This window comes from Bacillus sp. FSL W7-1085 (assembly GCF_038595035.1).
Taxonomy (GTDB): domain Bacteria; phylum Bacillota; class Bacilli; order Bacillales; family Bacillaceae; genus Bacillus; species Bacillus altitudinis.
Genome location: NZ_CP152000.1, coordinates 2483597 through 2510032 on the forward strand (window position 1 = coordinate 2483597; position 26436 = coordinate 2510032).

Below are 26436 nucleotides of genomic sequence, written 5' to 3' on the forward strand. Positions count from 1 at the left end.
GCCCATGAACTGGACCCTCCTTTTGATCAATCGATAAATTCAAATTCAAATTCAAGCAGACGAATGATGTCTCCATCTTTAGCACCACGTTCACGCAGGGCATCATCAACGCCCATTCCGCGCAGCTGTCTAGAGAATCGTTTCACTGACTCATCTCTTGAGAAATCTGTCATCTTAAACAGTCGCTCAAGTGCTTTACCAGTTAAGACAAACGTACCATCAGGATCTCTTGAGATCTCAAATGCTGCTTCTCCTTCATCAAACTTGTACATCACACGGTTATCAGAGAGCTCTTCTTCATTGTAGAGCGGGAATTCCGGTGTTGTTTCAAGCTGATTGGCGATTTCAAATAAGAGCTCACGAAGCCCTTCTCTTGTGATCGCACTAATTGGGAACACTTTATAGTCATCTGTTAATTTTTCTTTAAATGCCGCTAGATTGTCAGCTGCATCCGGCATGTCCATTTTGTTCGCTACAATGATTTGCGGACGCTCTGTCAATCTCATATTGTATTGCTCAAGCTCTTCATTGATCGTCACGTAATCTTCGTATGGGTCACGCCCTTCAAGTCCAGACATATCAATGACATGGACAATGACACGTGTACGTTCAATGTGGCGTAAAAATTGATGACCTAAGCCAACACCTTCGTGCGCTCCTTCGATCAGTCCCGGCAGATCCGCCATGACAAAGCTTCGGTTATCGTCTGTTTCAACAACTCCGAGGTTTGGCACAAGCGTTGTAAAATGATAATCCGCAATTTTTGGTTTCGCAGAAGAGACAATCGAAAGCAGCGTTGACTTCCCGACACTTGGGAAACCAACAAGTCCAACATCTGCAAGTACTTTTAATTCTAAGATGACGTCACGTTCTTTACCTGGCTCACCGTTTTCAGAAAGCTGTGGTGCAGGGTTTGCTGGTGTTGCGAAGCGTGAATTTCCACGTCCGCCACGTCCACCTTTGGCAATCACAGCCCGCTGTCCATGCTCTGTCAAGTCAGCTAGTACTTGTTCCGTCTCAGCATCTGTCACCACTGTACCCGGCGGAACTTTAACAATCATTTCTTCCGCATTTCGACCATGCTGGTTTTTACTCATTCCATGCTCACCGCGGTCCGCCTTGAAATGACGCTTATAACGAAAGTCCATTAATGTTCTGAGTCCTTCGTCTACTTCAAATACTACATCTGCACCATTTCCGCCGTCGCCGCCTGCTGGCCCGCCTTTTGGCACATATTTTTCACGACGGAACGCCACCATACCGTTTCCGCCGTCACCGCCTTTAACATACACTTTAACCTGATCTACAAACATAACTTCCTCCGTTTCTCTGCATCACATATCTCGTTCTTGCCTCAAACAAAGCTCAATCATGGACTCGTGATTCGTCACATGAAATTGCGTTATACTCATACATGGATAGTTTGCGTCATGAAACGCATTTAACGCATCCAAACTTGTTAATTTTCCTTTGAAATCAAAATATAAGATCACATCATTCTCTTCATGATCCGTTTGGAAAGTGACCGTTAAATGATTTTCAGTTTTTTGGCAAACTGATTGATCGAATATCGAAAACAACTCCCGTGATACCGTTAGCAGCTGCGATTCATATGCTGATAAGTCTCGGGTTTCACCAAGCACTTCATATTCTAGGGTGATAAAATGCGACTCCCAATTAAAGGTTAGAAAGTAATAGGCCAATTGGGGAATTTTTAAATTTGAGAGTTTGGATTCATGCTGTGCTTCAATGACCATTTCTTCTATTATTTCGAACACTCGGTCATATTTTTCTAATGTCAAGTTGCCTTTGATTAACTGCAATTTATTCATCCAGTCGTGTCTTGAACGACTAAGCAAATGGATCAATTCATTCGTTAATGCAACGTGAGTTAATTTTTCGTTTTGTTTACTTGGTATCTCTTCCATTATCGCACTCCCAATCGTTTGGTCTCTCTTTTAGGAGTCTTATCATCAATATGTCTCCCTGAATTATAACAGAGAAGACAGCATAGAAAAACACTAGTTATGTGAGGAAAGGTTGTTTTTTCTGATCGTATAGGAGAAAATGAGGCAAAGTCAGCAAACATTCTTTGATATTCTATGGAGTGCATCTTCTTTTATCATCTTCGGTACTACTTGTAAAAAGCGCAAAAGCTCCCTGAATAGTGAAAAAAACTCCAGTCAATGACCGGAGTTTTTAGCAATTATTGTGCCGCAGGATATACGCTCACTTTTTTACGGTCACGACCGAAACGTTCGAATTTAACTGTTCCGTCGATTTTAGCGAAAAGAGTGTCGTCGCCTCCGCGTCCAACGTTTTCACCTGGATAGATTTTCGTTCCACGTTGACGATAAAGGATAGAACCACCAGTTACGAATTGACCATCAGCACGTTTAGCGCCTAAACGTTTAGACTCAGAGTCACGTCCGTTCTTTGTAGAACCTACCCCTTTTTTAGATGCGAAAAATTGAAGATCTAATCTAAGCATGAAGTTCACCTCCTATTTTTTTGTAGATATTCTCACATAATCGTGATAATCTCGTTCAATTGTTTCTAAGGAAACGACCATGCCTTCTAAAAGCAACTGGGCTTTTTCAAAGGTGACTGGATCTGTATCAGCTGGCAGTTCAAAAGAGAAATACCCGCCTTCATCTCCAATATCAAGCAGTGGATCCATTCCTGTCAGTGCAATAATTGAATTGACTGACCCGAAAACAACAGCAGATACACCTGCACAAACGAGATCCTGACCTTTTTCAGCAAACTCGGCATGTCCAGTCATCTGAAAAGACGTAATGCTTTCATCTGCTGGCGACCGAGTAATGGTTGCTTTGATCATATCACTCACACGCCTTAAGCGTTGATTTTTTCGATAACAACTTTAGTGTAAGGTTGACGATGACCTTGTTTCTTGTGGTTGTTTTTCTTCGGTTTGTACTTGAACACAGTAATTTTCTTACCGCGACCTTGTTTTTCAACTTTAGCCGTTACTGTTGCTCCAGCAACTGAAGGGTTACCCACTTTGACAGTGTCTCCGCCGACAAACAATACGTTTTCGAAAGTAACTGTTTCACCTGCTTCAGCAGCTAGTTTTTCAACATAAACAGTTTGACCTTCTTCAACTTTTACTTGTTTACCACCAGTTTCGATAATTGCGTACATCTCTGCACCTCCTAATAAACTCAGACTCGCCGAATACAGGGGGCCAATAGGCACTTTACACCTGCTCCGCGCGGTTGTAGCACGGGTGCTACATATCCATAACATTAAAAAATATATCAAATTAGACGCTGAATGTCAATGTATTTTCACCATTAGTACGGCAAAAGAAGATCTTCCATGGAAGAGGTGGTTCTTCGATCTGAAAAATAAGCATGGAGCAATTCATTTTCATCTAGCTGGCTCATTTTCACACCATTCCGTTCGATAATAATGGGATGCTTACAGCCCCTTTGGAATCGCGCCATCACTTCATATATTTTCTCCTCAGCACCGGCTCTCAGCGGAATGAGTTTCTCTACCTTTTGCTCTTTTTTACCGTAATAACGTTCTAGTAAAAAACGTACCCTGATATAATGCCGCTGCCGGTGCTCCATCACAAGCGAGTAGGCTAAAAAAGTGAGCAGGATCCAGCCGTTGAATTGTAGCGGAGCAAAACAGAGTAACCCTGCTGTCAAAAGACCGAAAAAAATGAGAGAGCCTTTTATTGCAAGGGCATGTGCCTGTTGGAAAGGGTAAAAAACAGATAAGAGCAAAAAGAATAATTTCCCGCCATCAAGTGGCCAAATGGGCAAAAGGTTCACTAAAAAAATCGCTACATTATAAAAAGTAAACATCGTAAAGACATCATATGAGATAAGTGAGGCTTCCATGAGAAGCCAGGCGACGAGCTGGAGCGGGACATGCTGAAGCGGTCCGCATAAAATGACCGCCAACTCTTCTTTTAGCGGACGGTTCCCATGCTCTTCTACTTCTACCGCCCCGCCAAATGGCAGTAAAAAAATCCGCCGAATCCGCCAGTGATAATAACAAGCAGCCGCTGCATGTCCAAGCTCATGGACACAGACGATGATGAGCAGACAAAGCAACGGCTTAATTTGACCTGATAGCATGGCAAATGCCATGACTATCCAAAGGAGCGGGTGAACATGGACCTTTGTCAGCATGAGCAGCCATCTATTCAAAGGTCATCACCTGAATGGGATCAATAAACTGTTCATTTTGCTTAATGGCGAAGTAATATGTCCCCTTGCCTTGTTTATCAAGCGCAATTTGACCAATTTTTTCCCCTTTATCGACAAAATCGTATAAAGCCACATCAGCTTCTTTTAGTTGGCCGTACCAGCTGTAGCTGTTATCTGCATGCTGCACCACGACTGTGAGCCCCGTATCACTTTTCTTTTTCACTTCTACGACATAGCCTTCTTTCATACTATCGATGGCTTCAGCAGATGTTTCAACTTTCACTCCAGCACCATTTCGCGTAAAGGATTCCTGCACTTTTCCAGAGGCAGGGACAGCCAGCTCTTGATTGGCTTGTACGTCCTTTTGTCCTTCTTTTTTATCGGTTAAAAAGGCAAGTGGGTTTCCGACAGTTTTCTCAAACCACCGGTTGGCGGCGGCAAATTGAAAATCTTGTTCAAAGGTTTGACTGATCATCGGCTTTAGCTGCTGAAAAGGCCCCGCCTGCCCTTTAAATGAAATAGCGGCAATCAGTACAAGAGAGGCAGAAAGTAAACATTTAAGCACAAATGTATTTGAATGAAATAACGGATGGCGAAATTTTTTCGGCTGATGAGACGTTGACTCGTAGGAAGCCGAGCCAGAATGCTTTTCTTCTTCTGTTAACATGACCCATGGCGGGATATCATCTTTCTTCTTGAAAGCTGCCTTCTTAGGGGCAGCAGCTGGCTGCTTCATTTTGCGGCGCTGCGCTATTTTCTTTCGATACTCGTCCACTCTTTTCATAAGATCACCCTTTACATACAAACAGTTTGTACATTTTATGTGGCGACCTCATATGATATGCAACAAAAAGACCGATTCTCATCGAATCGGTCTCATCTCACGTGAATCATTATGCTCTTACACCGAAAAATGCTTTCAGCTTTGCAAACATCCCTTTGTTTTCTTCTTCAAAGGATTGAAGAGGAACAGATTCACCTAGTACGCGGCGAGCAATATTGCGATACGCAATGGAAACTTTATTTTTAGCATCCATGACAATCGGTTCACCATTGTTTGAAGCCTTAATGACATCATCATCATCGGCTACAATGCCGAGAAGATCAATTGATAAATGATGGACAACTTCATCCACATCCATCGAATCGCCATTTTTCGCCATGTGAGTACGAATGCGGTTCACAATCAAACGAGGCGGTTCAATATCCTCTTGTTCCAGCAAGCCGATAATTCGGTCTGCATCTCTCACAGCTGAGATTTCAGGTGTCGTGACCACAATCGCTTTGTCAGCACCTGATACAGCATTTTTAAAGCCTTGCTCAATTCCAGCAGGGCAATCAATGACAACATAATCAAAGTCTTGTTTCAATGATTGAATTAATTCTTTGATCTGCTCCGGCTCTACCGCCGTTTTATCGCTTGTTTGAGCAGCAGGTAAAAGATACAAAAGATCCTCGAACCGCTTATCCTTCACAAGCGCTTGGTGAATCTTGCATCTTCCTTCTACTACATCGACTAGATCATAAATAATGCGGTTCTCAAGCCCCATCACGACATCTAAGTTCCGAAGGCCGATGTCGGTATCAACTAGACACACTTTTTTTCCTTGAATTGCTAGTGCTGTGCCTAAGTTTGCAGATGTTGTTGTTTTGCCAACGCCGCCTTTTCCTGAGGTAATCACAATAGCCTCGCCCAATTTCACATTCCTCCCTCAAGCCTTGTCAGATTAGGTCTTATATGAGCCAATTGCTGCAGGCGTTCAATGATCATATTGCCATCTATATCTAAATAAGCACATTCCATTTCATTTCCATCTTCTTTTTGATCCGGTGCACGGTTAAACACCTGTGCGATGCGAAGCTGGGTTGGAATCATATGAGATGCCGCAATCACAGCTTGCTTGTTTCCATTACATCCAGCATGCGCTACACCTTTTAACGCACCGAGCACAAAAATATTTCCCCCTGCACGAATGGTTCCACCAGGGTTGACATCTCCTATTAATAAAAGATCTCCTTCGACATAAAGCACCTGTCCAGAGCGTACAATTTTTGCTACAGAAGTAATCTCAGCCTCTGCTTTTAAACGTCTCGCTTCTTCAGTTGACATGACGTCACTTTCAATAGAGTGAATGACGAGATGTTCATTTTCAGACACCGCTTCAGTTAAACGCGCCTCTTGATCCTCTGTTAAATATCGAAAACCAAGTTTAATATGCACATTGACTTTATGTCCTTCTCTTCCATCTGTATATTGCTCAAGTAAAAGAACCTCTCGCAAGCCAGAAAGAAGGTCTTCAAACGAACAGTCATCATTTAACTGTAATGTTAATCCGTTTTTTGTACCTTTTATTGTCACATACTGCTGTTTTTGAGTTTTCAAGATGCTCACCTCAACAACATACTCATTTCGCCGTAATTGGACAAACTCCTGCTTTTATTCGTCGATCAGTCCTTGTTTCACATTGATGAAAAAGAGCCTAAGCGGCACAACAAGTATGAGAGACGCAGCAGTATTTAAAAGAATCGTTGGAATAAAGCGTTCGATGACATACGTATTAAAAGGCATAATACCTGGTTGAATCGTCGCTTGAACGCCGTACACATAAAGCTCCATCACTGCAACAGCAATCATCGATAGAAAGACAACGACTAACATATTCGTTTGGAGAACTTTGAAGGCTTTTGCTAACAAATAGCAGAGCGCACCAAAGCCAAACATATGAACACCAAGAATACCTGTATACGAAATATCATATAAAAGCCCAAAGATAAATCCATAAATCACACCATATTTTTGATTCACAAAAGCTGTCATAAATACAAGTGCGAGTAAGATGAAATGAGGTGCTAAAATTTGATTATCTGAAACAAATGGGAGCTTCACTAAATCGACAAAAATACTGTCAAATACGAAAATAAACAACATGACGAAAGCAAGAAGGACACGTTTCACGAGCCTTCCTCCTTCGTTAATTGAGATGCATCTGCCGTACTTGTGCTGCGATTCACAACAATCACGCGGTCTAAATTATTGAGTTCAGCAGCTGGTTCTACATAAATAATTTTTGTCAGTCCGTAATGGTCCGGCTCAATTTCGCTTACCTTTCCAATCGTCAAGCCCTGCGGGAATACGCCCCCTGCTCCAGATGTTTCAACAAGATCTCCTTTTTTGACATCCCCATCAGCATCGGATTTTAAAATGTTCATTGTCAGCATTTTTTTCTTGCTGTCATAACCGTTAATAATTCCATTGAGTTCTTCTTTGCCCTTTTTCGCAAAAATTTTCGTTGAAATTCTATTATTTTGATCTGTAGAGCTTAGCAACCTTACAGTCGACGTAAAATTGTTGAGCTTATCACTTTCAATTTTCCCAATTAACGCACCACTCTCATTGGTGACCGCCATATCTTTTTCAACGCCTTGTTTTTTCCCTTTATCAATCATGACAAAACTATCCCAAAGGGACGGGTTTCTCGCAATGACTGTTGAAAGAATGGGCGTGTAGTCACGAATAGAGTTCACATATCCGAGCTGCTTGCGAAGTTTTTTGTTCTCATCTTCTAGTTCTTGAAGTTTCGCCTCATATTGGGTTTGTCCATCAAGTTTTTTTCGAAGACGCTCGTTTTCATCATATGTGTTCTTTAAATCTTGTACGTTCCCATAAATACCGGCAATAAATTGTGATGGTTTATGAAAGACACCTTGAAAAAAGCCTGTCGTATCCCCCACTAATTTTTCCGGCCATGAAGCACCTCTGCCGCTTTTCACTGAAAAACCAATCATGGCCACCAGTACGATGACACAGACAAGGAGCAACATTAATCTTTTATTCATAAAAAACTGCGGCATGTCTTACACCTCTTTATTTAAGCCCAATTATCGATTATCTTTAGATTTTCCTTTGAACAAGTGAATATGTTCTAGTGCTTTCCCTGTTCCGATCGCCACACAGTCAAGCGGATCTTCAGCAATAATGACCGGCATTTTTGTTTCATCACTAATGACTTTGTCAAGATTACGCAGCAATGCACCACCGCCTGTTAAAACGATTCCACGGTCCATAATATCTGCTGCCAGCTCAGGTGGCGTTTTTTCAAGTGTCATTTTGACCGCATCGACAATTGTTTCCACCGTATCGCGAAGCGCTTTTGCAATTTCTTCTGCCGTAATAGAGATCGTTTTTGGCAGACCTGTTAAAAGGTCACGGCCGCGAATGTCCATCTCATCATGTACGTCAGGCTGCGCAGAACCGATTTCCATTTTAATCGCTTCTGACGTGCGATCACCAATCATAAGATTATACGTTTTACGAATGTAGCTGCTGATCGCATCATCCATCTCGTCTCCTGCAACACGGATCGATTGAGATGTCACAATACCGCCAAGTGAAATAATGGCTACTTCTGTTGTACCGCCGCCAATATCTACAACCATGCTTCCAGTTGGCTCCCATACAGGAAGGTTAGCACCGATTGCCGCAGCAAATGGCTCTTCAATAGGGTATGCGTCACGAGCACCAGCTTGTCTTGTTGCATCAATAACTGCACGCTCTTCTACTGCTGTAATACCAGATGGTACACACACCATCACGTACGGTTTACGAGCAAAAAGCCCTTTACCTTTTAATGCTTGATTAATGTAATATTTCATCATTGTTGCTGTCGTCTCGTAGTCTGCAATGACTCCGTCTTTCATTGGGCGCAGTGCCACAACATTACCAGGTGTACGACCGATCATGTTTCTAGCATCATTTCCAACCGCCACTATAGACTTCGTATCAGTTTCCAAAGCTACGACCGAAGGTTCTCTCACAACAATGCCTTTTCCTTTAATAAAAACAAGCGTATTCGCTGTTCCAAGATCTATTCCAAGGTCTTTTGTACCAATTCCAAACATATGTATGTATCTTCCTTTCTTAAACCAAAATTCCCTTTAGGGAAAAACTCATAAACTCTATTATATCGTAAAACATTGAAAAAAAAAGTGTTACAAATACCCTTTTTCCTTCAAACTCACAAATTTTTGATCACCGATCACTAGATGATCAAGCAGCTGTATTCCAATCAGCTTTCCACATTCAAAAAGTCGCTGTGTGACTTCAATATCTTCCCTGCTGGGCGTCGGATCTCCAGATGGATGGTTGTGCACACATATAAATGAAGCGGCCGAACGTTTAAAGGCCTCTTTAAAAATTTCACGCGGGTGAACAATCGACGAATTTAGACTTCCGATAAACACAGTATGTTTATGAAGAACTTGATTTTTGGTATTGAGATAAAGACAAACGAAATTCTCCTGCGTCAAAAATCTCATATCTTCCATCACAAAATTCGCACCATCCTCCGGCGTGCGGATCACATAACGATTGTCCGTCGTTTGATGGTGTAATCTAGTGCCGAGTTCTAAAGCAGCTAAAAGAGAGATCGCCTTCGCTTTTCCAACTCCTCGAATTTTTGACAGTTCTTCAATCGAAGCTTCCTTCACAGAACGAAGACCACCAAATGTTTGCAAAAGTCTTGCAGACACTTGAAGAACTGATTCCTTTTTTGTGCCTGTTCTCAAAAGAATCGCGACAAGTTCATGGTTTGATAAGCTGCTTGGGCCATATTTGACAAATCGTTCGCGCGGCTTTTCATCATGAGGAAAATGCTTCAGCAGCATAGGGAAATGATTCAAGATCTACACTCCTTTTTTGATTCCTTCCCGTCATCAAAAAGGGGTGATACCAAATGTTTCAAGCACTCTGACTGTTTTAGCAATAGGGAGTCCTACAACGGAAAAATAATCACCGTCTATTTTTTGTACAAACAGGGCACCTTTTCCTTGAATGCCGTAGCTTCCAGCTTTATCAAGAGGCTCACCGGTTTCAATATAGCGGTCTATTTCATCTTGTGTAAGCGGCCAAAATGTCACGTCTGTCTGTTCATAAAATGTTTCTTTTCTATTCTCTGATTGAATCGTGACACCAGTCAAGACTTGATGTGTCTTACCTGACAATAATTGAAGCATTGAGGCTGCATCTTCCTTGTCTTTTGGCTTTCCAAGACATTTGCCATCAATTGCAACAATTGTATCTGCACCAATGATCACAGCTTTGGGATGTATTTTTTGAATATCATTTGCTTTTTGTTCTGCCAACCATTGGACGTTCTCAGCAGGAGAAAGGTTTCGATTTATTTCTTCTTTTAAATCACTTGCTTGAATGTCATAAGAAAACCCTGCTAAATCAAGCAATTCTTTTCTTCTAGGTGATTGAGATGCGAGTATTAACTGGTTCATGTTTGTTCATCCTTTCAGGGTTTAGCCTAAGAAATAAGATACCCATTCATCCTATCAAATGAACATCTTACCGACAATTAACGAAAATGCCATTTTCATGTTCCTACATCATTATGTTGGAAGCAAAAGAAAAAAACTAGTCATTTTTTGACTAGTTTGGCTGTTAAAAACATGATTTTACGTATTTAGTTGATCCAATAGCGCTTGCTGAGATTTCCAGCCATTTTCAGCAGATGGGTCATTTAAAAGCTGTACAGCTTTCAGCAAACTGCTTTTGGCTGGTGCGTCAGTTGTTTTGGCATTTTCAAGCTCAGAAATCAACTGAGTGACTTCTTTTTGATCCACATCTTCTCCTGCAATCACCTTAGAGGATAAGACAGATGCCTTCTCTATTAAACCTGTCAGCTCATCCGGCACTTGAAATGAGAGTTCTTTTCCTCCCCATGCTTCAAAATGCTGATCGATCAATTTTTTCCCAACGGCACTTGTCATTCCTTGTTCTGTGGCAAGTCCGGCAATAACATAATATCCATCATCCATTGATACCTTTTTACCTGCATATCCTGCCTCTTTTAAACTGTCAACTAAGTCATCTGCTCCTTTTTCAGAAGAAAACTTTCCAGCCTGCACCACAAAGGTTGAAAAATGACCTGCTGCACTTTTTTCACCTTCATTGTCCTTTGACGTATCTGCAAGATCAGCCGGTGGTGCATCTCCCCCAGCTTTCGCCGAAGGCCCGCTTCCAGATGCTGAGACGCTGATATGATCGCCTCCTGATGGATTGGCAGATCCATCTTTGCTTAAACTTAGTGCAAATACACCGAGGCCTGTCCCTAGAACGACTGCAAACACAATCGTTGTCATCACTCGTTTGAAGGGACCGCGGTTTTTACTGAACTTCTGGTCAAAAGAACCTTTTTTCTTTTGATAAGGTGTGACGACCTTTGGATCCGAATGATAAATGTGATCAGCTGCATCGTCCCATTGAAAATCTTCTTCTTTCGGTTTGGACGGTTCTTCCCCGGAAGCGGCTGTCTCCTGTTCCGACTGCCTCTTTTCCTCCCAGTTCGAAAACGTCACTTGATCCTCTTGCTGTTTTTGAGGCTGATGCTCTTTTCCATGCAGCATTTCTTCCTTGCCATTAATATTGACCTTTAACCCTTGTTTTTTTGCCTGCCTTTTTTTCACTGTCATTCCCCGCTTTCTGACATTGTTTGTAAGAAAGACCTTTCTGTCCAATGAAATAGCGCGAATGTAACCCGTCCTTCTTTCTGTTTCACACTTTAACATAGCCAATAAAAAAAAGAACAAGACTTTTGTCGGCAGGTTCAAAAAGTGTTCGCCAATTTTCTCATCCAAAAAAATCACCAATTGGGTTTAACAGATCACACAAAAAAAGATAAAACCAGAAAGAACAAGCGATGGCAGGAACAAAAGGAAAGGGTTCATTTGCCTTGTAAGAAAACACCTTTGCGTAAACCATTCCCGTGACAGACGAAAGAAAAAGAATGGTCAGAAACGGCTTAAATCCGAAGCAAAATGCAAGCACACCAAATAGTTTGACATCCGCTCCCCCCACACTATTTGGCTTGAAATGTTCTAAACTATAAAACAAAAGAAGACAAATAAGAAGAGATGCCGCTCCTTCCCACCAAATAAAAAGCGGTTCTAGCGTGCGGTATATGACGAAAAGAGGAAAAAAGAAGAGAAAGAGCTCGTTGGGTACTCTCATATAAAAAAGATCGCTCACGACAGCAATCACGAATAAACTACATAGACTCACAAGAAAAAGGCCCTCAAAAGAGAAACCAGCATGTCTATAAACGAGTAAAAAAAGGCCGCCTGTCAACAGCTCAACCATTGGATAAAGCAAAGAGAGCCGGGTTCCACAATGCTTACATGACCCTTTCAATACAATATAAGAAAAAAGCGGGAGCATGTCGTGAAAAGAAAGCGGCTCTTTACAAGCTCCGCAGTGTGAACGAGGAAAAAGAATAGACCGCTTCATTGGAAGCCTCTCACCAACTAGATGAAAAAATGACCCCATGACCATGCCTGTGAAAAACATAAAAAAATCAATCAAATTAGGTGACTCCTTCCGGAAATAGAATAGACCGGATTGTACCATAGCGATTCACCTTTGATCACCTTGCGAAAAAGTGATTTTCCCCCTCTCCTACATATCAAAAGAAAAAAGACGCACATTGCATAGAAGCAATTTGCGTCTTTTCCTTACTGTAAAATACGACTTCGTACATCTGAGATAAAATAAAGGGAACCTGTCACCAGAATCATTGCTGAAGGGTCATCTCTTTTCTTCTGAATGAAGTCAAGCACTGCACGAGGGTCTTCATCAAACGATTTTGCTTCTAAATGACTGCAAGCATAAAGCTTTTCCGCTGATTCTGCTCTTGGAAAGTCAAAGGAAACAAAATGAATCGATGAACTAATCCTTTCAAGCTTTTCGATCATTTGTTTGTAAGGTTTATCTTTTAACGCACTAAAACATACATGAACCTGTTTACTAGAAAAATGAGCTTGTACAGTTTCGATTAAACGGTCCATTCCTTCTTCGTTATGAGCACCATCTAAATAAACAAGAGGCTGATCTTGGACCTTTTCAAATCTTCCAGCCCACACCGCCTGCCGAATTCCTTCATAAACTTGCTCATTTAGCACATGGATATATCCTTCTTGCTCCAGCCATTCAATGAGTAGAACAGCAAGGGAAGCATTTTGCCGTTGATGCGTTCCGATTAACCCTGTCTCTAGCTGCGAGTACTCCCTTTTTGGGGTAGTGAATGTGAAGCGTTCACCTGTTTCAGTCGGATGCTGGTCCCTAAAGGTACAAGTATCATGTAACGAGATAAACGGCGCATTCTTTTCTTCGGCTTTGTGTTGAATCACAGTAAGAGCTTCCGCTTGATGAACGGCCGTGATCATCGGAATCCCAGCTTTAATAATGCCAGCTTTTTCTGCTGCAATCTGATCAAGTGTGTCGCCTAAAATGGCCATATGATCGTGTCCAATCGACGTAATTGCTGTTAAGATGGGCGCTGCTACATTTGTAGAATCAAGTCTTCCGCCAAGCCCTGTTTCCAAGAGGACAAAGTCTACTTGGTGCACATAGGCAAAATAAGCAAACGCACATGCTGTAATAATCTCAAACTCTGTTGCTGCACCAAGCTCAGTGTCATCTAATTCATCAACTAAAGGCTTGATTTCGTTCACCAAACTCAGCCACTCTTCGTCCAAAATCGGCTCCCCATTAACACTAATTCGTTCATTGAACGTTAAAATAAATGGCGAGGTGAAGGTTCCAACTGAATAGCCCGCTGACTGTAAAATGGATCGCGTAAATGCAATCGTTGATCCTTTTCCATTTGTTCCAGCTACATGCACCGCTTTTATTTTTTGTTCAGGATGGTCTAGTCTGTCCATCAGCCATTTCATTCGTTCAAGTCCCGGTTTGACACCGAAAGCGAGTCTGCTATGAATCCATTCAATGGCTTCATGATAGGTTGTAAACAATGTCATCTCTCATTTCATACGAAATTTTCAAAAAAGACGACTCCAATTCATTAGGAGCCGTCTTTTCACTCTTATGCTTTCAGCTCTTCAATACGCTTTTGAACAGCTTCGCGTTTTGCGACATAATCACGTTCTTTCGCACGCTCTTCTTCTACGACACTTTCAGGCGCTTTTTTCATAAAGCCTTCATTGCCAAGCTTTTTCTGAACTCGTTCCACTTCTTTTGTCAGTTTATCAAGCTCTTTTTGCAGACGGGCAATTTCTTCATCTAAGTTGATTAAGCCTTCAAGCGGCAGAATGAGTTCTGCTCCAGAAATAACAGCCGTCATCGCTTTATCACTAGCTGGGACATCTGTGCCAATTTCAAGAACACTTGGGTTCGTGAAGCGCTCAATATATGAACGATTTTTCTCTAAACGTTCCTGAACATCAGACGTAGATGCTTTAATGTAAAGCTCAACTTGTTTGCTCATTGGCGTGTTCACTTCACTGCGAATGTTACGAACAGAACGAATCAGTTCAACAAGCAGTTTCATATCAGCAGAAGCTTGTTCGTTGGAAAGCTCCGGCTTCACTTCAGGCCATGCCGCTACAGTAATGGACTCACCTTCATGAGGTAGATGTTGCCAGATTTCTTCTGTTAAGAACGGCATAAACGGATGTAGAAGTCTCATCGTTTGATCTAATACATACGCAAGGATCGAACGAGTCGTTTTCTTCGCTGCTTCATCTTCTCCATAAAGCGGAAGTTTCGCCATTTCAATGTACCAATCACAGAAATCATCCCAAATGAAGTTGTATAAATGTCTGCCCACTTCACCGAATTCATACTTGTCAGCAAGCTGTGTGACACTTTCAATTGTTTCATTTAAGCGTGTTAAAATCCATTGATCAGCAACTGATTTTTCTCCTGTCAAATCAAGCTCATCGTACGTTAAACCATCCATATTCATGAGAGCAAAACGGGATGCGTTCCAAATTTTGTTCGCAAAGTTCCAAGTGGATTCAACCTTTTCAAAGCTAAAACGTAAATCTTGACCTGGAGAGCTTCCAGTCGCTAAGAAATATCTCAATGAATCCGCTCCGTACTTGTCGATGACCTCCATTGGATCAATTCCGTTGCCAAGTGACTTACTCATTTTACGCCCTTGTTCATCGCGGATAAGACCATGAATGAGGACATCTTTAAATGGTTTTTCTCCTGTGAATTCAAGACCTTGGAAGATCATACGGGATACCCAGAAGAAGATGATGTCATAGCCTGTTACAAGCAGATTGGTTGGGTAGTAGCGCTTGAAGTCTTCACTGTCTGCATCCGGCCAGCCCATTGTAGAGAAAGGCCAAAGCGCTGAACTAAACCATGTATCAAGTACATCGTTATCTTGCTCCCAGTTTTCAATATCTTCTGGCGCATCAAGTCCCACGTATACTTCCTTCGTTTCTTTATGATACCAAGCCGGGATGCGGTGTCCCCACCATAGTTGACGAGAAATACACCAATCACGAATGTTTTCCATCCAGTGTAAATACGTCTTTTCAAATCGGTCTGGAACAAATTGAACTTGCTCATCACCTTTTTGCAGATTGATGGCTTCATCTGCGAGCGGCTGCATTTTCACAAACCATTGTGTTGATAAATATGGCTCCACTACAGCGCCACTGCGCTCACTGTGACCAACTGAATGCATGTGGTCCTCAATTTTGAACAAAATGCCTTCTTCTTGAAGATCTTTCACAAGCTGTTTACGACATTCAAAGCGGTCCATTCCTTTGTATTGAAGTGCGTTTCCATTCATTGTGCCATCTTCATTCATCACAAGAATGCGCTCTAGGTTATGACGGTTTCCAAGCTCGAAGTCATTCGGGTCATGAGCCGGCGTAATTTTTACAGCTCCTGATCCAAATTCCATATCGACATAGTCATCCCCAACGATTGGAATCTCTCGGCCTGTAATTGGTAAAACAACTGTTTTCCCAATCAAATGCTGATAGCGTTCATCTTCAGGATGTACAGCGACTGCCGTATCTCCCAGCATCGTTTCAGGTCTTGTTGTCGCAATTTCAATTGAACCTGATCCATCTGCAAGCGGATATCTCAAGTGATAAAACGCTCCTTGCACATCCTTGTAGATGACTTCAATATCAGAAAGGGCCGTTTTTGTTGCTGGGTCCCAGTTAATGATGTATTCTCCGCGATAGATCAATCCTTTTTCATACAATTGAACAAACACTTGGCGGACCGCTTTATTCAAGCCTTCATCTAATGTAAAACGCTCACGCGAATAGTCTAGACCTAGACCCATTTTCGCCCACTGGCTGCGAATAAAATCGGCATACTCTTCTTTCCACTTCCACGTTTCTTCTACAAATTTTTCACGTCCGAGATCATAGCGGCTCACACCTTCTTCGCGAAGCTTCGCCTCTACCTTTGCTTGTGTTGCAATACCCGCATGGTCCATTCCTGGTAGCCATAAAACATCATAGCCCTGCATCCGTTTCATACGAGTCACGATGTCTTGAAGAGTTGAATCCCAAGCATGCCCTAAGTGTAATTTTCCTGTCACGTTTGGTGGAGGAATGACGACTGTATATGGATCTTTCGTTTTGTCATTTTGTGCTTCGAAGAATTTCCCTTCAAGCCAGTACGTATAGCGGTCTTTTTCAATCGCATTTGGATCGTACTTTGTTGGCATTTCTTGATTATTTGTTCCCATTTGTGTTACCTCCACATTTTTTCGGCTGATGAAACATAAAAAAAGCCTTTTCATCCTTATAAAAGGACGAAAAAGCTTTTTCGCGGTACCACCTTTTTTCACGAAACACTTAGACGTGTCCCGTACTCTCTAAAGGATAACGGGGATCTCCCGAATTTCTCTACTACATGTTTCAAGAAATTAAGCTCACAGGCGACCTTCCAAACAAGTGCATCCTAGAAAACCTTTCAGCTATTGGTTTCCCTCTCTTTAGGGTCTTGCTCGTACTCTTCCTGATCCACGCTTACGATATATCACGTTCATCAGCTTATACTCATCTTTTATTAATATTACTAAATGCCTTTTGTTTTCGTCAATCATCTTTTCCGCTTTTCTTCTTCTTTATACAAATTGGGCAGGCACCCTTTGCCTCTTTGCCCATATGATAATAACAAAATAAAGAAGGAGGGCGTTTTATTTTGAAAAAGATCAATCCTTACACACTCCCCCCATGGCTTAGACAAATTCGGGCAGTTGCCTCCCAAGTCGTTCTCCCGATTGCCATATTTCAAGGCTTTCGCACGATCATTTTTCCCACAACATTTGACGTCCTCATCTTAGGAATTCTTATATTTCTCGCCTGTGCCTTTCACCTTGATTGGTTTTAAGAGAGCTGAAAGCTGCAGGCTCACTCTTATGTATAGGTCCCTCGTTAGACATTTCATAGCGCAACAGCAAACAACCTCGTCACTCTTCTGATGACGAGGCGTTTTGTTCTTCTTCAAGGCGTCTAGCCTGCTCAATTTCGTGTATTTTCATGACGGTCGGCTCAGAATTTTTCATTTGCCAATACGCCCTTAACAGCTCCTGACAACTTTCCATCTCATCCTGTCCGCCTGCTTCATAGGCTTTCACCGTATCAAACAAACTCTGCGGATAAGCGAGGTAGCTCAAGAACAAATGAATCTCTTCCTCACGAAGTTTATTTCCCTTTTGATACGTATAAAACAAAGATGTGCATTCAGGACAAGGAGTAGGGTAGGTTTTGAATGTGCGATAGTAAAAGGTCAAAAGGTCATAAATGGGGGCAGCCTTTTTGGACCGCTCAAAATTGGTGAAATGTCCTGTACCTACATCATTGTACAAAAAGTGATGGATCGACAATTGCCCATGGTTTAACACAATACGTGTCGTCTCTTGGTCTTTCATTTCCTCATGCCAATCCTCTAAACGTTCAAGTGCAAATTCACTTGCAGACATCGCTTCTGAAAAATACATAGCAGCAGCCAGCTCAAATGGCGACATATACCATGTTTGTTCTGCCCGCTCGATAAATCGTTCATACATGTCTTTCTCTGTTTCCCATTTGCTTTTCATTTGGGTGTAGTGAGCCTCTATTTCCTGCTCAGTAATGTCCATCATGACTTCTGTTCGTTTATGAAGTCTTGCAATCTCTTGAAATAAATATTCATGTTTATCGTCCTGCTCTTCTCTCTTTTCATTGGTCAGCCATGGCATGAGATAATACGTGTACTGGCTTTCTCGATGATTTGAGAAAAAGGAACCGCTCTTCGTGCGATAAATTGGCACAAAGGAGCGATAGCCTTTTGATTCTAGTTCAAGCATTTGCTCTGTAAACTGCATGTGTCGATGGGGCTTTACCCGCTTTAGTGCAAATACGCCCTGCTTTGTATACACTCTAACGACAGCTGGACTGACAGGTTCGATATATTCAGCCTCAAGCCCGTATTCGTATAGGACAGATTGGATTTCATCCACGTTCTCTCACCACATTTTCTCGGTCCATCATCTCATACTATGCGTTGCTTTTTTGATATTCAGGAATATAAAGAATCTGCCCTTCTTCAAGCTCTGCATCCACCGACAATGAATTCGTTCGAAGGAGCTGCTGCACATTCAACTGATATCGCTCACAAATACGATCGACCGTATCTTCTTGCTGAACTATACATATTTTCATGCGAGAAAAATCTTCCTCCTCCTGCTTAGCGAACAGCTTCGTTAAATAAAGAGAATTCTCACTGCCAGACGCTTCTCTCTGGTCATGTTCAAACTCCTCAGCTTCTTGAGCTGATTCATACACCTTTGGTGCTTCACGTTCATATAATCGTTCGAACTGATAGCTGTCATCCCGCTCTTCCTGCGTCTGTTCCATCTGATAAGTAGGTGATTCAAAGGCTGGATAAGCTGGCGGCTCTTCTTCTTCCTTGCTCTCTGCTTCAGGGTCTTTCCTCACTTCCACCTCAAAGAACGTCTCATCCCGCTCTTCTTCTTCTAAAAGCTTAGGCGGGTCAAAGAATGGCGGCTCTTGTACTTGAGCTTCTGGGAAGGAACGATACCCAAGCGCCACGGCTTCTTCTTCCTCATATTCCTCCTCTTCTTCTGCTTCTTCCACCATCACCGTCTCGATGTCTATTTCATCCTCTTCTTGTTCAGTTCGCGCTTCATGTTGCAAAGCGGCCTGTTGTTCTGCATTTTCTTCATGCTCTTCACGTGGCAACATTTCTTGCTCTTCATATTCAGGCTGCGCCTGATATTCATAGGTGACATCGCCATATTCCTCTTCAGCACGATGGACAAATTCATATGGCTCTTCTACAAGTGGTTCAGGCGTTCCTTCATCTAACAGACCTTCAATGGCCAAATCAGCCTGAATCGTGAGCAAACGGCTTTCTGTCAGCTGGTAATCAAATGCATCAATAAACACAAATACATCATTTAAATGACTAATTTTGTTCTTGGGGATCGTGATATCCACCGGAAATTGATGCAGCAGCTCCGCCGTTCCGTCCTCTCTTACCTTCACCTCATCAGCCTGCCTGTATGATGCATAGGAACTGGATTCACCCATTAGCTCCTCTTGATTTATGTTGTATTCTCCTGTTAGCTCGAGTGAACCTCTAATGGAAACATAATCATTCACTTCTTGAACGAGAATGTCAGGATCGAGAGAAATTGACAGTAGCTCACTGACTTCCTGTCCGTTTTTGAAATAAATGGACTCTTCTACCGAAAACTGTAAACGATTATTTTGAGACAAGTCGGTGTCCTCCTTTCATCTAATCCTTCAAAATAAAATTAGATGTCAATACAGGTGTATGAAGAAGGCGGTGAAAATATGATTGGTTTTATGCAAAGCAAAAAGCCGATATGTCTCCATATCGGCTCAGCGTGTAGACAAACCCTCGCATTCGGTGTCAGTCCTGCGCGCTGGTGCTCACGAATGTCAAATTCGCTCCGCTCCAGTACTCGTCCTTCCTAGACTGAAAGGTTTTCTTTCACGCTGAAAAGAAGACAAAGGGCTAAAATAAAGTTCATTTTAACCCTTTGTCAACGATCTAAGCCGATATGTCTCCATATCGGCTTTTGGTTACTGAGCTAATTTTTGAAATACCTTTTCAACTGTCTCAATTGTATACTCGATGTCTTCATCCGTATGAGCAGTTGAGAGGAACAGCCCTTCGAATTGTGAAGGTGGAAGGAAGATGCCGTGATCAGCCATTTCCTTGTAGAATTCAGCGAATAAAGCGAGGTCAGCTGTTTTCGCTGTATCGTAATTGACGACTTGTTCGTTTGTAAAGAAGAATCCGATCATGGAACCGGCACGGTTAAATGTTAATGGAATCCCATGTGCTTTCGCCGCTTTTGAAATGCCTTCTTCCAAACGATCTCCTTTGCGTCTAAACTCTTCATAAGACTCAGGTGTCAGCTGTTTTAATGTTTCAAGACCTGCTGTCATCGCAAGCGGGTTACCGGATAACGTTCCTGCTTGATAAATCGGGCCGCTTGGCGCAATTTGTCTCATAATGTCCGCTCTACCGCCGTAAGCACCAACTGGCAGGCCACCTCCGATGACTTTACCAAGACATGTCAGATCAGGCGTAATGCCAAAATAGCCTTGTGCACAATGATAATCCACACGGAAGCCTGTCATGACCTCATCAAAAATGAGTAAAGAGCCATATTGCTCAGTGATGTCTCTCAATCCTTGCAAGAAACCTTCTTGCGGAGGGACAACCCCCATATTTCCTGCAACTGGTTCTACAATGACACCTGCAATGTCGTCTCCAAATTCTTGAAAAGCGACTTTGATGCTTTCTAAATCATTGTATGGAACGGTGATCGTATTGCTTGCTGTACCTTCAGGGACACCAGGGCTATCCGGAAGTCCAAGCGTTGCCACACCCGAACCAGCTTTAATGAGCAAAGAATCACCGTGGCCATGATAACAGCCTTCAAATTTCACAATTTTGTTTCTGCCTGTAAAACCACGTGCTAGACGAAGCGCACTCATCGTCGCCTCTGTTCCAGAGCTGACCATACGAATGACCTCAATAGAAGGAACTCGTTCTGATACAAGCTTAGCTAATTCATTTTCAACTAAAGTAGAAGCACCGAAGCTTGTACCATGTTCAGCTACTCGCTGAATACTTTCAACCACACGGTCATTCGTATGACCTAAAATAAGCGGTCCCCACGATAAGACGTAATCAATATATTCATTTCCGTCAATATCGTATATTTTTGCGCCTTTGCCTCGTTCCATAAAAATCGGGTCTGTATTGACTGATTTAAATGCGCGCACAGGGCTGTTCACACCACCCGGCATTAACTGCTGCGCTTCTTTAAATGCTTGCTTTGACTTTTCATAGCTACGTCCCATTTCAATGTCCTCCTGTCTATCCGTTCTTTATTCTGAGAGCCATTTCGCTGCATCTTTTGCATGATACGTAATGATTAATTCTGCGCCTGCACGTTTCATGCTAGTCAGCATTTCAAGAACAAGCTCTTTTTCAGAAATCCAGCCATTTTGAGCTGCTGCTTTCACCATTGCATACTCTCCGCTCACATTGTACGCAACAACAGGAAGTGTAAATTCATTTTTCACATCACGCATGATATCTAAGTATGAAAGTGACGGCTTCACGATCAGGAAGTCAGCGCCTTCTTCTACATCAGACTGCGCTTCTCTCAGTGCTTCTAAGCGGTTTGCAGGGTCCATTTGATACGTTTTACGATCTCCAAACTGCGGTGTGCTATGCGCCGCATCACGAAACGGACCGTAAAAAGCACTTGCATATTTCACAGCATATGACATCACAGGCACATGAACAAAGCCGGCCTCATCAAGCGCCTCACGAATTGCGATAACAAAGCCATCCATCATGTTTGATGGAGCAATGATATCTGCACCTGCACGAGCCTGACTGACAGCAGTTTTCGCTAAGAGCTGAAGAGATTCATCATTTAAAATTTCTCCATCTTCAACGATTCCGCAATGTCCGTGATCTGTATATTGGCATAAGCAAGTATCAGCAATGACCACAAGCTCTGGGAAATGCTTTTTGATTTCAAGCGTTGCTCTTTGAACAATCCCATGATCGTGATAAGCTTCACTGCCTACATGGTCTTTATGGTCTGGTACCCCAAAAACAATGATAGATTTAATCCCAAGGTCAACAAGCTCTTGGACTTCTTCTTTCACAAGATCAACTGAAATGTGATAGACACCCGGCATTGAAGGGACTTCTTTCCGGACATTCTCTCCCTCTACAAAAAAGATGGGATAAATGAAATCAGAGGGTCTTAAAAATGTTTCTCTCACCAATTCTCTCATTCCTGCGCTTGTACGCAATCTGCGGTGTCTGTTAAATTTCATCATTGGTTCAACTTCCTTTCAGATAAACGGCACATCAAATCAAGCATCCCGTCTATCGTATAAGTATCTGGGGTTTCAGAAGAAATCCCGTATTGAAGCAGTGCCTCTTGTGTAAGAGGACCGATGCTCACAAAACATGTGTCTGATGCAGCTAATCTATCGATATCAGCCTCCATGGCGTGCATAAAAGAATGAACAGTGGAGGAGCTTGTAAATGTAATAAAATCAAATGATTGCTCCATCATTGCCGACTTGAGTGCGATAATTCCGTCCTCATCCTTCACTGTTTCATATATAATCCACTCTTTTACGTCAATGCCAAGCGGAACGAGGGTATTCTTCACCACATCTCGTGACAGGTGACCTTTTGCTACAAAGACACATTCTTCTGGGTGTACATGTTCAATTAAAGCATCTGCCAGTTCTTCTGCTATAAAACGTTCTGGAACCACATCCACTTTTAAGCCGTGCTGCATCAGATAGGCAGATGTTTTTTCACCTACGGCCGCCACTTTCAAGTGGGATAAGCTTTGATGTAATTGATGCTTCTCTATATAACTGAGAAAAAAAGACGCACCATTTACACTCGTAAACACAAGCCAATGGCTTGCTTCTAAATCTTCTAAAAATGCCTTCGCTTTTTCTTTTGTCAGCGTTGGCTCAAACCTGATAAGAGAGGTTAAAACAGCATGGCCGTTCAGCGCTTCAATTTTCTGCTGAAACGCACCCGCTTGACGTTCATTTCGAGTGACAAGCACCGTCTGTCCGTAAAGCGATTTGGCTATCGTCATTGGGAAGACAGATCCTTTTTCACCTTGTCGATCAAATCCTTTGCTCCCTTATCAGCCATCTGCTTCGCACATGCTGTTCCGATTGCCTCAGGATCAGTACCTGTTACGGTTTCTCGAATAATCGTATGCCCATCCGCAGATGCCACAAGACCTGTCAATTCAATTTCATCACGCTCATTCATCGTTGCGTAACCAGCGATCGGCACTTGACAGCTTCCATCCATTTGTTGAAGGAAAGCTCTTTCAGCAAGGACCGTTTTCTTTGTATACTCATTTGTGAATTGAGCTAACAGCTGCAATAGCTCTTCGTCATCTCCTCGGCATTCTATCGACAATGCGCCCTGCCCTACAGCAGGAAGGCAAGTATCAGGAGATAAAAATTCCGACACGACTTCTTGACTCCAGCCCATTCTAGACAATCCGGCAGCCGCTAGAATAATCGCATCATATTCTTCATTTTTCAGTTTTTCAAGTCTCGTATCAATGTTTCCACGGATCCATTTAATCTCAAGATCTGGTCTCTCCTGAAGAAGCTGGGCACTGCGCCGTAAGCTGCTCGTTCCCACAACCGCTCCCTTTGGCAGTTCATGAAGACGGAGATGATCCTTTGAAATCAATGCATCCCGCACATCTTCACGCTCAGGAATACAGCCGATGACTAAACCTTCCGGAAGAGAGGCCGGCATATCTTTCATGCTGTGTACCGCCATGTCAATGTCATGGTTCAGCATTGCCTGTTCAATCTCTTTAACAAACAGACCTTTTCCGCCAACCTTTGATAAGGTCACATCTAAAATTTGATCACCCTTTGTCACAATCTCTTTAATTTCAAAAGAATAAGAAGGGTTTAGTTCAGACAACTTTTGAATGACCCATTTTGTTTGTGTAATCGCAAGTTTGCTTCGTCTAGAACCTACTTTAATTGTACGCATTACGTCTTCCTCCCGACAATGCCCTTAAGACTCATCATTATTGAAACCAATGAAAGGTTGATAAGCTACCAAGCAGAAAATAATTGATCATCAGCACAAGAAATGAAGCGACATTCCATCGCGCCACGATTTTGCCCTGCATATTTCTCACCAGTCTAATGTATAAGTAAAAGCCGTATAAAAACAGCATAATAAACGAACCGAGCACCTTTGCATCTGTCCAGTACAACGTATCATACGAAATATATGCCCATATAATGCCAAGAATTAAACTAAGCAAGAGCATCGGTACGCCAATAATATTTAAGACATACGCCATATGATCAAGCTTTGATAAGTCTTCAATTCTCAAAAGCCATTTTCCCCATTTTTTCTTTTTCAGCAAACGATATTGAAATAGGTAGAGTAGTGAAAAAGCAAATGAAAGTGAAAAAGCGCCGTATGATAAAATGGCCATCGTAATATGAATGACGAGCAGCTCACTCGTCAGCTTTCCCGTCAGTTCGGCAGAATGAAGATCGGATGGTGTAAAGGTGTGAATCGCCATCATGGAAAAACCAATCACATTTGTAAAAAAGACAATAAATTCAACGCGTAATACTTTTGTCAAAACAAGTGACAATGTCACAAGCACCCACGTATAAAAATATAACCCCTCTGCTACATTCAACACAGGGAATCGGTCTGTTTCCATCATAATATAAAACATGTAGACTGTTTGCAGCAGCCAGACAATAGAAAGCAACCAGAAAGCCATTTTTCCAGCCTTCCGGTTGTGTTGAAGAAAATCTATGAAATAGAACAAGACACTGAGTGCATAGATCAAGGTCGTCGCTTCACCTAGTCTCGCTACAATGGATTCCATCATCGCCTAATCACTCACTGGCAACTGTAGCAAGGCCTTGTGCCATATTTGTTTTAAACAGCTGAAATGCCCCTTGCTCCACCTGCATCGGCTCTGCCTTTTGCTCTTCATCTTCAACCTGTAAATCAAAGATTTCTTTAAAGAGTAAAAGTTTTTCCTCTGCATTCGGCTCCCCGGCAATTTCTTTGGCCTTTAAGATAGGATCTTTCAGCATTTGATTGATGATGCTTTTCGTATGTTTATTTAACAGCTTCATTTCACGATTTGTGAGGTTTGGAAGCTTTCGTTCGATGCTTTGCATCGTATCCGCTTGAATCGAGAGTGCTTTTTCTCTTAAAGCAGAAATCACAGGAACCACTCCGAGCGTATTAAGCCATTGCTTAAATTCCACAATTTCAGCTTCGATGAGAAGCTCCACCTCTTCAGCTACTGCACGGCGCTCTTTCAGGTTAGCTGCCACAATGCCCTCAAGGTCATCAATGTCATACAAAAAAGCACCTTCTACTTCAGAAATAGCTGGATCTAAATCACGTGGTACTGCAATATCCACCATGAATAGAGGTCTGCCTTTTCTCTGTTTGTTCGCTTTTTCGACCATTTCTTTTGTAATCACAAATTGTTTAGCCCCAGTAGAGCTAATTAAAATATCCGCTTCAGATAAAGTTTTTTCTAATTGATTCAAGCTCTTAGGCTCTCCTGAAAAGCGGCCGGCCAGTTCTTTGGCCTTTTCAAACGTTCGATTGATGACTGTTACCTGGCCAATCCCTTGACCTTGAAGGTTTTGAGCCGCCAGCTCGCCCATTTTACCCGCACCAAGAATAAGGACATGTTTATCAGAAAGACGTCCAAAGATTTTTTTGGCAAGTTCCACTGCCGCATAGCTGACAGATACAGCATTAGACGCAATATCTGTTTCCGCATGAGAGCGCTTCGCAACTGTTACCGCCTGCTTAAACAAATAATTGAAAACGGTACCAATGGTCTTCTCCTCTTGAGCGACTTTAAAGCTTGAGCGCACTTGACCGAGTATTTGTGTTTCACCAATGACCATAGAATCAAGTCCACAGGCAACCCGGAATAAATGCTCAACCGCTCCATCATTTTCATAAAACTTCAAATATGGAGAGACATCTTCTTTTTCTAAACCGAACCAATCTGCTAAAAATCTTTTTATATAAAACCGACCAGTATGAAGCTGATCTACAACTGCGTAGATCTCTGTTCGATTACATGTTGAGATGACGATATTCTCTAGAATGCTTTTTTCTTCTTTAAGCTTGGACATCGCTGTTCCGAGCTCGCTCGGTTCAAAGCTCAGCTGTTCCCGTATCTCAACAGGGGCTGTTTTATAATCTAAACCCACAACAAGAATATGCATAACTTCAGCTTGCACCCCCAACGCCCTGTCTAATTTATAATAATTACAATATAGAATTTATTATTTATAATGATTATAACATATATTCATTTTTAAC

At 42.2% G+C, this 26436-nt stretch carries 27 protein-coding genes and 2 other annotated features; of the genes, 1 reads left to right on the forward strand and 26 read right to left on the reverse strand.

Features of this window, described 5'->3' with window-relative positions:
• Positions 1-26 precede the first annotated feature (26 nt).
• From obgE to MKY11_RS12905, 18 genes are all read right to left on the reverse strand, one after another.
• Positions 27-1313 (reverse strand): GTPase ObgE, encoded by a 1287-nt coding sequence (gene obgE, locus MKY11_RS12820; protein ID WP_007501521.1) that lies wholly within the window; start codon positions 1311-1313, stop codon positions 27-29.
• A 21-nt stretch (positions 1314-1334) separates the two neighbouring features.
• Positions 1335-1928 carry a sporulation initiation phosphotransferase B gene (locus MKY11_RS12825; protein WP_007501522.1) on the reverse strand — a complete coding sequence of 198 codons (594 nt, stop codon included), beginning with the start codon at positions 1926-1928 and terminating at the stop codon, positions 1335-1337.
• 278 nt (positions 1929-2206) lie between these two features.
• On the reverse strand, positions 2207-2491 hold the full coding sequence (gene rpmA, locus MKY11_RS12830; RefSeq protein ID WP_003216586.1) for a 50S ribosomal protein L27: 285 nt from the start codon (positions 2489-2491) through the stop codon (positions 2207-2209).
• 12 nt (positions 2492-2503) lie between these two features.
• Positions 2504-2842 carry a ribosomal-processing cysteine protease Prp gene (locus MKY11_RS12835; RefSeq protein ID WP_007501524.1) on the reverse strand — a complete coding sequence of 113 codons (339 nt, stop codon included), beginning with the start codon at positions 2840-2842 and terminating at the stop codon, positions 2504-2506.
• Positions 2843-2856: 14 nt separating this feature from the next.
• Positions 2857-3165, reverse strand: coding sequence for a 50S ribosomal protein L21 (gene rplU / locus MKY11_RS12840; protein WP_003216781.1), 309 nt, complete (start codon positions 3163-3165; stop codon positions 2857-2859).
• 12 nt (positions 3166-3177) lie between these two features.
• Positions 3178-3251 (reverse strand) — a sequence feature (ribosomal protein L21 leader region).
• A gap of 66 nt (positions 3252-3317) precedes the next feature.
• Positions 3318-4187 (reverse strand): M50 family metallopeptidase, encoded by an 870-nt coding sequence (locus tag MKY11_RS12845; protein WP_041506793.1) that lies wholly within the window; start codon positions 4185-4187, stop codon positions 3318-3320.
• Entirely contained in the window at positions 4180-4971 is a 792-nt protein-coding gene (locus tag MKY11_RS12850; protein ID WP_342501466.1) for a M23 family metallopeptidase, read from the reverse strand. The genes MKY11_RS12845 and MKY11_RS12850 overlap by 8 nt, the downstream gene beginning before the upstream one ends.
• 109 nt (positions 4972-5080) lie before the next feature.
• Positions 5081-5884 (reverse strand): septum site-determining protein MinD, encoded by an 804-nt coding sequence (minD, locus tag MKY11_RS12855; RefSeq protein WP_017358134.1) that lies wholly within the window; start codon positions 5882-5884, stop codon positions 5081-5083.
• Positions 5885-5886: 2 nt separating this feature from the next.
• The gene (minC, locus tag MKY11_RS12860; RefSeq protein ID WP_007501533.1) at positions 5887-6570 is read right to left on the reverse strand and encodes a septum site-determining protein MinC; all 684 of its coding nucleotides are present in this window, start codon (positions 6568-6570) and stop codon (positions 5887-5889) included.
• 54 nt (positions 6571-6624) lie between these two features.
• Positions 6625-7143: a rod shape-determining protein MreD gene (mreD, locus tag MKY11_RS12865; protein ID WP_342501468.1), complete on the reverse strand. Its 519-nt coding sequence runs from the start codon at positions 7141-7143 to the stop codon at positions 6625-6627.
• Positions 7140-8039 (reverse strand): rod shape-determining protein MreC, encoded by a 900-nt coding sequence (gene mreC, locus MKY11_RS12870; RefSeq protein WP_007501536.1) that lies wholly within the window; start codon positions 8037-8039, stop codon positions 7140-7142. Before mreC ends, mreD begins: the two co-directional genes overlap by 4 nt.
• A gap of 27 nt (positions 8040-8066) precedes the next feature.
• The gene (locus tag MKY11_RS12875; RefSeq protein ID WP_007501538.1) at positions 8067-9086 is read right to left on the reverse strand and encodes a rod shape-determining protein; all 1020 of its coding nucleotides are present in this window, start codon (positions 9084-9086) and stop codon (positions 8067-8069) included.
• Positions 9087-9176: 90 nt separating this feature from the next.
• The gene (gene radC / locus MKY11_RS12880) at positions 9177-9851 is read right to left on the reverse strand and encodes a DNA repair protein RadC (RefSeq protein WP_026050121.1); all 675 of its coding nucleotides are present in this window, start codon (positions 9849-9851) and stop codon (positions 9177-9179) included.
• Positions 9852-9899: 48 nt separating this feature from the next.
• Positions 9900-10469 carry a Maf family protein gene (locus MKY11_RS12885; protein ID WP_007501543.1) on the reverse strand — a complete coding sequence of 190 codons (570 nt, stop codon included), beginning with the start codon at positions 10467-10469 and terminating at the stop codon, positions 9900-9902.
• A 177-nt stretch (positions 10470-10646) separates the two neighbouring features.
• Positions 10647-11840 carry an SPOR domain-containing protein gene (locus tag MKY11_RS12890; protein ID WP_342501469.1) on the reverse strand — a complete coding sequence of 398 codons (1194 nt, stop codon included), beginning with the start codon at positions 11838-11840 and terminating at the stop codon, positions 10647-10649.
• Positions 11821-12552, reverse strand: coding sequence for a prepilin peptidase (locus MKY11_RS12895; protein WP_342501470.1), 732 nt, complete (start codon positions 12550-12552; stop codon positions 11821-11823). The genes MKY11_RS12890 and MKY11_RS12895 overlap by 20 nt, the downstream gene beginning before the upstream one ends.
• Positions 12553-12701: 149 nt before the next feature.
• Entirely contained in the window at positions 12702-14006 is a 1305-nt protein-coding gene (locus MKY11_RS12900) for a folylpolyglutamate synthase/dihydrofolate synthase family protein (protein WP_144679871.1), read from the reverse strand.
• A 65-nt stretch (positions 14007-14071) separates the two neighbouring features.
• Positions 14072-16714 (reverse strand): valine--tRNA ligase, encoded by a 2643-nt coding sequence (locus tag MKY11_RS12905; protein ID WP_024718405.1) that lies wholly within the window; start codon positions 16712-16714, stop codon positions 14072-14074.
• Between the two features lie 59 nt (positions 16715-16773).
• Positions 16774-17003, reverse strand: a binding site (T-box leader).
• A 166-nt stretch (positions 17004-17169) separates the two neighbouring features.
• Between MKY11_RS12905 and MKY11_RS12910 the strand changes: the two genes are divergently transcribed.
• Complete coding sequence (locus MKY11_RS12910) at positions 17170-17361, forward strand: hypothetical protein (protein WP_024718406.1); 192 nt, start codon at positions 17170-17172, stop codon at positions 17359-17361.
• A 79-nt stretch (positions 17362-17440) separates the two neighbouring features.
• On the opposite strand, the gene ysxE is transcribed toward MKY11_RS12910, so the two are convergent.
• The 8 genes from ysxE to hemA form a co-directional block, all read right to left on the reverse strand.
• Complete coding sequence (gene ysxE, locus MKY11_RS12915) at positions 17441-18472, reverse strand: spore coat protein YsxE (protein WP_035391224.1); 1032 nt, start codon at positions 18470-18472, stop codon at positions 17441-17443.
• Positions 18473-18509: 37 nt separating this feature from the next.
• Entirely contained in the window at positions 18510-19754 is a 1245-nt protein-coding gene (locus MKY11_RS12920) for a LysM peptidoglycan-binding domain-containing protein (RefSeq protein WP_342501471.1), read from the reverse strand.
• Between the two features lie 330 nt (positions 19755-20084).
• Complete coding sequence (hemL, locus tag MKY11_RS12925) at positions 20085-21377, reverse strand: glutamate-1-semialdehyde 2,1-aminomutase (RefSeq protein WP_039167003.1); 1293 nt, start codon at positions 21375-21377, stop codon at positions 20085-20087.
• 27 nt (positions 21378-21404) lie between these two features.
• Positions 21405-22376, reverse strand: coding sequence for a porphobilinogen synthase (gene hemB, locus MKY11_RS12930; protein WP_007501555.1), 972 nt, complete (start codon positions 22374-22376; stop codon positions 21405-21407).
• A complete protein-coding gene (locus tag MKY11_RS12935) occupies positions 22373-23164 on the reverse strand; it encodes a uroporphyrinogen-III synthase (protein WP_008342826.1) in 792 nt (263 codons plus the stop codon). The genes hemB and MKY11_RS12935 overlap by 4 nt, the downstream gene beginning before the upstream one ends.
• On the reverse strand, positions 23161-24096 hold the full coding sequence (gene hemC, locus MKY11_RS12940) for a hydroxymethylbilane synthase (protein WP_024718409.1): 936 nt from the start codon (positions 24094-24096) through the stop codon (positions 23161-23163). Before hemC ends, MKY11_RS12935 begins: the two co-directional genes overlap by 4 nt.
• Positions 24097-24133: 37 nt before the next feature.
• Positions 24134-24964, reverse strand: coding sequence for a cytochrome c biogenesis protein (locus MKY11_RS12945; RefSeq protein ID WP_007501558.1), 831 nt, complete (start codon positions 24962-24964; stop codon positions 24134-24136).
• 7 nt (positions 24965-24971) lie between these two features.
• Positions 24972-26339: a glutamyl-tRNA reductase gene (gene hemA / locus MKY11_RS12950; protein WP_024718410.1), complete on the reverse strand. Its 1368-nt coding sequence runs from the start codon at positions 26337-26339 to the stop codon at positions 24972-24974.
• Positions 26340-26436 lie beyond the last annotated feature (97 nt).

Bases quoted from the DNA above. Each gene is read 5' to 3' on its own strand.
- rplU (WP_003216781.1), bottom strand. From the start codon at position 3,165: ATGTACGCAATTATCGAAACTGGTGGTAAACAAGTAAAAGTTGAAGAA.
- MKY11_RS12900 (WP_144679871.1), bottom strand. From the start codon at position 14,006: ATGACATTGTTTACAACCTATCATGAAGCCATTGAATGGATTCATAGC.
- MKY11_RS12835 (WP_007501524.1), bottom strand. From the start codon at position 2,842: ATGATCAAAGCAACCATTACTCGGTCGCCAGCAGATGAAAGCATTACG.
- rpmA (WP_003216586.1), bottom strand. From the start codon at position 2,491: ATGCTTAGATTAGATCTTCAATTTTTCGCATCTAAAAAAGGGGTAGGT.
- MKY11_RS12935 (WP_008342826.1), bottom strand. From the start codon at position 23,164: ATGACGATAGCCAAATCGCTTTACGGACAGACGGTGCTTGTCACTCGA.
- MKY11_RS12885 (WP_007501543.1), bottom strand. From the start codon at position 10,469: ATGAACCAGTTAATACTCGCATCTCAATCACCTAGAAGAAAAGAATTG.
- MKY11_RS12945 (WP_007501558.1), bottom strand. From the start codon at position 24,964: ATGATGGAATCCATTGTAGCGAGACTAGGTGAAGCGACGACCTTGATC.
- obgE (WP_007501521.1), bottom strand. From the start codon at position 1,313: ATGTTTGTAGATCAGGTTAAAGTGTATGTTAAAGGCGGTGACGGCGGA.
- MKY11_RS12875 (WP_007501538.1), bottom strand. From the start codon at position 9,086: ATGTTTGGAATTGGTACAAAAGACCTTGGAATAGATCTTGGAACAGCG.
- MKY11_RS12850 (WP_342501466.1), bottom strand. From the start codon at position 4,971: ATGAAAAGAGTGGACGAGTATCGAAAGAAAATAGCGCAGCGCCGCAAA.
- hemB (WP_007501555.1), bottom strand. From the start codon at position 22,376: ATGATGAAATTTAACAGACACCGCAGATTGCGTACAAGCGCAGGAATG.
- MKY11_RS12825 (WP_007501522.1), bottom strand. From the start codon at position 1,928: ATGGAAGAGATACCAAGTAAACAAAACGAAAAATTAACTCACGTTGCA.
- hemL (WP_039167003.1), bottom strand. From the start codon at position 21,377: ATGGGACGTAGCTATGAAAAGTCAAAGCAAGCATTTAAAGAAGCGCAG.
- mreC (WP_007501536.1), bottom strand. From the start codon at position 8,039: ATGCCGCAGTTTTTTATGAATAAAAGATTAATGTTGCTCCTTGTCTGT.
- hemC (WP_024718409.1), bottom strand. From the start codon at position 24,096: ATGCGTACAATTAAAGTAGGTTCTAGACGAAGCAAACTTGCGATTACA.
- hemA (WP_024718410.1), bottom strand. From the start codon at position 26,339: ATGCATATTCTTGTTGTGGGTTTAGATTATAAAACAGCCCCTGTTGAG.
- radC (WP_026050121.1), bottom strand. From the start codon at position 9,851: ATGCTGCTGAAGCATTTTCCTCATGATGAAAAGCCGCGCGAACGATTT.
- MKY11_RS12905 (WP_024718405.1), bottom strand. From the start codon at position 16,714: ATGGGAACAAATAATCAAGAAATGCCAACAAAGTACGATCCAAATGCG.